Consider the following 6,174-nt stretch of genomic DNA (forward strand, 5'->3'; position numbering starts at 1 on the left):
ATTCCAAACAAATTACAGCCTTCTTCAGCTGATCATCATGAAACAGATAAACCTGATCAGCGGCGTTTTCCTGGAAATTGTATCCTTCCATACAGGCGATGTAGTTAAAAATATTACCATCTGGCCTGACAGGTTTATCGATCAGGTTGGTGCCTGCGTATGTGCATTCATCCAGCGGCAGATTATCTATATTAATTTCATCTAATACCCCATTGATTTTCTTACCTATACTTTCTGAAAAGTAATCTGAAGGCGGGTCGTTATGTATGTCTGCTGCAGTAAGTTTCAACAACCTTTCCAGTTTCCTGATGCCATCTACGGTTAACCCCGGTCTGTAGAAATCACGATCATATAGTTTTCCAAACGTTTTATAATACGACTTCTTTAATTGATACATGGCTTCATTAAAATTGAATTGTATCTCTTCGTCGGTATATTCCAGGTGATAACTTTCAGGTGAAATTTCCGTGGAAACGCTAAAGTATTCCCAGTTCGCATCAAACTTATATTTCCCGTCTATGATATCAAAGCCGAACATATCGCACCTGGTGTAGTTGGTGTGAAATGTTGTTGTGTTTTCACCCACACGACCATCATAGATTTCCTTTACGGATACAAAATGCAGCCACTGATCTTTGTCTTGCGAAAAGAATTTCAGGTTAACCGAGCACAGGGGCAGGAAATATTTTTTGTGATTTTTTATATCATCATAAAAAACATCCTCATATTCCGGGAATATTTTAATGAAGCTGCCTGGTATTTCCATAGTTGTTTGGCTTGTTTGAATGGCTAAAGTAAATTTTTATGTGCGGGTTGTAATGTTAAATAATAGGGCCGGTTTGCGTATTTGTTGGGTTGCCACTGATCGCAAAAAAGGCAGTGAAGATCATCTTCACTGCCTTTTTCCTTTAAGCTGACAGGCGGTTTATCCCAGCTGTCGTTTGTATAGTTGTATTGTATTTTCCAATCCGAAGTACAATGCGTCTGCCACGAGTGCATGCCCGATAGATACTTCTTTCAGTTGCGGGATATGCAGCTTGAAGAAGCGGAGGTTATCGAGGTTGAGGTCGTGACCTGCATTGAGGTCCAGGCCAATAGCAGTGGCTTCTTTCGCTGTATTTTTATAGTCGTTGAACAGCTGCAGGTTTTGCGGCTGTGTGCGTGCTTTCGTATATTCTTCAGCGTAAGGACCGGTATATAGTTCAATCCTGTCGGCTCCGGCGCTTTTGGCGCCTGCTACTTTACTGACATCTGCGTTGAGGAAGATAGATACGCGTATCCCTGCTTTTTTCAGCTCGGAGATCACGTCTTTCAGTTGAGATTGACAGGCGATGGTATCCCAGCCGGTATTAGAGGTAATGGCATCCGGCGGATCGGGTACCAGGGTACACTGATGGGGTTTTACTTCCAGTACCAGGTCCATAAAATCCTGCGAAGGGTAGCCTTCAATATTGAATTCTGTTGTTACCAGTGGTTTCAGGTCTCTGACATCCTGGTAACGGATATGACGTTCGTCCGGACGGGGGTGAACGGTGATACCATCGGCACCAAAGCGTTCACAGTCCTGGGCCACTTTTAATATATCCGGTAGATTGCCTCCCCGTGCATTCCGCAGGGTAGCAAACTTATTGATGTTTACACTCAGCTTTGTCATGGTGCAAAAATACTTCTTATGGAAGAAAGCACAAAGCAGAAAGCTTAAAGCAAAAAGCTATTAAGGCGAATAATCTTAGCGAATTTAAATTACGCTAAGATTATTCGCCTTAATAGCTTTTTGCTTTAAGCTTTCTGCTTCTGCTTAGTATCTGTAGTAGTCTGGTTTGAACGGACCTGCAACCGGAATACCGAGATATTCAGATTGTGCGGAGGTCAGGGTATCCAGTTCCACGCCGATTTTTTTCAGGTGTAAGCGGGCTACTTTTTCATCCAGGTGTTTAGGCAGTACATATACCTTGTTTTCGTAGTTTTCTGAGTGCAGCCACAGTTCCAGCTGAGCCAGTACCTGGTTGGTGAAGGAGTTACTCATTACGAAAGAAGGGTGGCCGGTAGCGCAACCCAGGTTTACCAGGCGGCCTTCAGCCAGCAGGATGATATCTTTACCATCGATAGTATATTTATCTACCTGTGGTTTGATTTCAACTTTAGTATTACCGTAGTTTTTATTTAACCAGGCAACATCGATTTCGATATCGAAGTGACCGATATTGGAAACGATACATTTATCCTTCATCAGTTTGAAGTGTTCGCCGGTGATGATATCGCGGCAACCGGTGGTGGTAACGATGATATCTGCTTCTTTTACAGCATCGTTCATTTTCTTTACTTCATAACCTTCCATGGCAGCCTGTAATGCGCAGATGGGGTCAATTTCAGTAACGATAACGCGGGCGCCTGCACCTCTCAGTGATTCAGCAGAACCTTTACCAACGTCACCAAAACCTGCAACTACAGCAACCTTACCTGCAATCATTACGTCGGTAGCGCGACGGATCGCATCTACGCAGGATTCGCGGCAGCCATATTTGTTATCAAATTTGGATTTAGTAACAGAGTCGTTAATGTTGATAGCCGGCATTGGTAAAGTACCTGCTTTCATACGCTCGTATAAGCGGTGAACACCGGTAGTGGTTTCTTCACTCAATCCTTTGATATGCTGTATGAGCTCAGGATACTTGTCGAAAACCATGTTGGTCAGATCTCCGCCATCGTCCAGGATCATGTTCAGGGGACGGTCAGGACTGCCAAAGAACAGGGTTTGTTCAATGCACCAGTCAAAATCCTGTTCGTTCAAACCTTTCCAGGCAAATACAGGGATGCCGGCAGCAGCGATGGCAGCAGCAGCATGGTCCTGGGTTGAAAATATGTTGCAGGAGCTCCAGCGTACTTCAGCACCGAGGTGAACCAGTGTTTCAATCAATACGGCAGTCTGGATAGTCATATGCAAACAACCGGCAACACGCGCGCCCTGTAAAGGCTTGGTATTACCATATTCTTCTCTCAATGACATCAGGCCTGGCATTTCTGCTTCCGCCAGTTCTATCTCTTTACGACCCCATGCCGCCAGAGACATATCTTTTACCTTGTATCCGAGGCTAAAGTCAATGTTTGATTTTGCTATAGTAGACATTCTGAATTGTTTTTTGCAAAGCTAGGGTTATTTTAACTTTTAACATAATGATCCTGCGCGGTTACCGCAGTAACCAGGCTAAATTTTTGTTAATCACCCCGGTATGAAGCCCCTCCATTTCCCCAGATAAATTAATTTGATTTAATATAAATATTATTATAGATTTGCTAATTAAAATATATGATTTTATATATAATTGTTTGGAAATGTGCTACAGCCTGAAGCGTATACAATAATTATAAAAATCATAAAAAACGCCATACGTGCGTCTCAGCAGCCCTCTGGCATTAGACTTTAGATTTTAGCATAATTGCCCACAGCAGGTTTTTCAGTTTCATCAGAAGAAAGAAAGGAACATTATTAGAAGCTGTTGGGTGAGAGCCAATTAGAGAGATTCGCATATAGGGTTTTGCAAAGGACTGTTTTTCACATTTTGTGACTAAAAATCTATATGTATAAATAGAAATTTACACGCTTATATGTTACTCCTTTCCTATCCTACGAAATTAAATGAGCAAGGTATGCCCCGCCGTATCTACGTGATCCTGCTTAGGGCATTATGCCTGGCAGCCGCATTCTTCCTTATAAGCAACAGTGTAAATGCACAACAAACTTTTCCTGTGGTAATTAACCCGGGCGGTGGCCACACAGCCAGCGACGGTTTACGTTTGGAGATCAACAGTGACGGCTCCTATGCGGTATTCAGAAAGGGCAAAACGGAAACGGCTAAAGATTATAACCTTGCCGTACCGCCCGCCAGCAGGTACCTCGGCGCCAAAACACATATTAACTTCAGAATTGAAGATCCCATGCGCCCCTCACCGGAAGATTTCGTGGACGTTACTTATCATGCTGTTTCCGAGGTAATGGGTAGCGGTACTGCCGCTGATCCCTACCAGGTGAGCATGGTGGGAAAGGTGATTAATACGGAAACTAGCAATGGTAATACCTATCAATATCCTTCTACGGTTATAATGACCATCAGCTATATAAAGCCTGAAAAATATTATACCATTGATTTTACGGTGTACAATCAAAACTACGCCAATGTGCCGCATGTTTATTTTGAAGAGTATTCCACCCAGCAGGATGATGATTATAATAACCCTATAGACGAGAACAGCAAATGGCAATATGGATATAAAGCCGCGGACCTGTCGGTATTAGGGTTTGTAAGAGGACCCGGTTCTGCTATGCCTGTAGGTATGAACCCTCCCGGCATCTTTACACCAGGCCCTTTGATTCATACTTTTCATGCCTATAGCCAGTTTAGCTCCTATTTTTTTGGCGTATACACCCAACGGCTTAATATGATCGCCGGTAAACTCAGCAACGCTATTAATACCAGCGCTTCCTATACCAATAACCGTAAAGGATCTGCGGTGGATATTTCCATGGGTAATAAAAATTTAAACCAGGCAGTAGGTACAAGACTAGGGATTGCCTATGGAGATAGTTTGCTGCCGGTAAATTTAAACCTGACCAGCACGCCAACAAGTTATGGCAGTAACCCTATTACCGTTTCCTTTGAAAGAAGCGATACTACCGGTGATGAAGGCCCGCTTGGAAGCACACATGACCCTTATGACCTGCGACTTAAAGTAGAATCAGGCGGGGTGCTGAATGCTCCCCTCTGGGTGAAAATAAACCTGCTGCCGGCAGATCCCGGCGATCCGCACCCCGCAATACAGGGTACCGACTTTACCTTTCAGGGTGGCTATATGATCCCGCGGGGCAATTACCCTACCGGATCATATATCCAGTTAAAGAATATTGGTATTATCGGAAACAACAAACTGGAGTACAGCCGTCATTTTAAATTACAACTGGAACAGGTAACGGATAACCAAATGCTGACGGTAGGCAGTATTACCACCTGCGATTATACGATCCGCGACGACGAGCCGAAAAATATCACGCTTACTACCCCGGCAAAAATTAAAGAAGGAATTATTGATTCCGTGCGCGTGTCCCTGCCTCCCGGCGTAATGGCCACAGAAAGAACCGAAGTTACGTTGTCTGTTCAAAGCGGCACTGAAGCAACATCCGGTACTGATTTTACATTTAATCAACAGGGATGGATTGAAATAGATTCCAATGGCGTGAATATTCCTGTAAGGGCTATACCCGACAGCATTATTGAAAAAGACGAACTGCTGAAATTTAAGGCAGATGCAGTGGTAATGGGCCAGTCGCAAACTTCTTCCCAATCAATGATCCTGGAAGATTCAACAAGGCTCAATCCTGCGCTGACGATCGTATCTATAACAGCAGATGCCCCGGCCTTACTGAAAGAACCATACGACGGACAGCTTACTTTTACCCTGCCGCCTCATGTAACCACAGCTGTTCCTATTGGTATAAAGATCAATAAGTCAGGCACCTCTACCGCCACCAATAACGTGGACTATCAGCTGCCTGATACCGCCACTATTCTGCCTGGAGGGCACGAGATCCCGGTGACCTTTAAGATTTTGGACGATAACAAAATTGAAGGAACCGAGCAACTCGGCCTTTCACTCACGCTCACGGAAAACGTTGCTCATACAGCGTTAACCAACGCCCCCGTTAATCTTGATATTATTGATGCACAGCTGCCAATGACAGCTCCCATCATCTTACATATTTCTGCTGCAAGTGTGAATGAAGGCGTTGTACCAAATGTATGGGCAGAATTGCCCAGTGGTGTTACCACGCAAATTCCCATCAAAGTGAAGTTTAAGCCCGGCAGTTCTTCTACCGCACTCCCCGGCACTTATACGTTTGCGGTTGACTCAGTAACTATTCCTGCGGGCCGCGTGCTTTCCGATACTGTTGGCGTAACCAATACCAGCAACAATGTTTTTGATGATACCCGCGACCTGTTGCTGGTTGGATATTCACCGGATAACGGTATACTGGTGAAAGATAGTGTGAAGGTCACTATTGTAGATGTTACAGATCCTTCGAAGAAAGTACTGACGCTGACAGCTGATAGTGTTACATTAAACGAAGGCAACAGCACCGCCATTAAAATGTCGCTGCCAGCTGGTTATAAATCAGCCAGG

At 44.2% G+C, this 6,174-nt stretch carries 4 protein-coding genes; 1 reads left to right on the forward strand and 3 read right to left on the reverse strand.

All coding sequences use genetic code 11. The features are described from left to right. From KE626_RS34365 to ahcY, 3 genes are all read right to left on the reverse strand, one after another. A partial coding sequence (locus tag KE626_RS34365; protein ID WP_211977671.1) for a hypothetical protein occupies positions 1 to 766 on the reverse strand: 766 nt, incomplete at its 3' end. A gap of 159 nt (positions 767 to 925) precedes the next feature. Then, positions 926 to 1,654, reverse strand: a complete 729-nt coding sequence (locus KE626_RS34370; RefSeq protein WP_211977673.1) for a pyridoxine 5'-phosphate synthase — start codon at positions 1,652 to 1,654, stop codon at positions 926 to 928. A gap of 144 nt (positions 1,655 to 1,798) precedes the next feature. Beyond that, the gene (ahcY, locus tag KE626_RS34375) at positions 1,799 to 3,127 is read right to left on the reverse strand and encodes an adenosylhomocysteinase (RefSeq protein WP_211977675.1); all 1,329 of its coding nucleotides are present in this window, start codon (positions 3,125 to 3,127) and stop codon (positions 1,799 to 1,801) included. 479 nt (positions 3,128 to 3,606) lie between these two features. On the opposite strand from ahcY, the gene KE626_RS34380 reads away from it, so the two are divergent. Further along, on the forward strand, positions 3,607 to 6,174 hold a 2,568-nt coding region (locus tag KE626_RS34380), incomplete at its 3' end, for a Calx-beta domain-containing protein (RefSeq protein ID WP_211977677.1).

Source organism: Chitinophaga hostae (genome assembly GCF_018224885.1).
Lineage (GTDB): Bacteria > Bacteroidota > Bacteroidia > Chitinophagales > Chitinophagaceae > Chitinophaga > Chitinophaga hostae.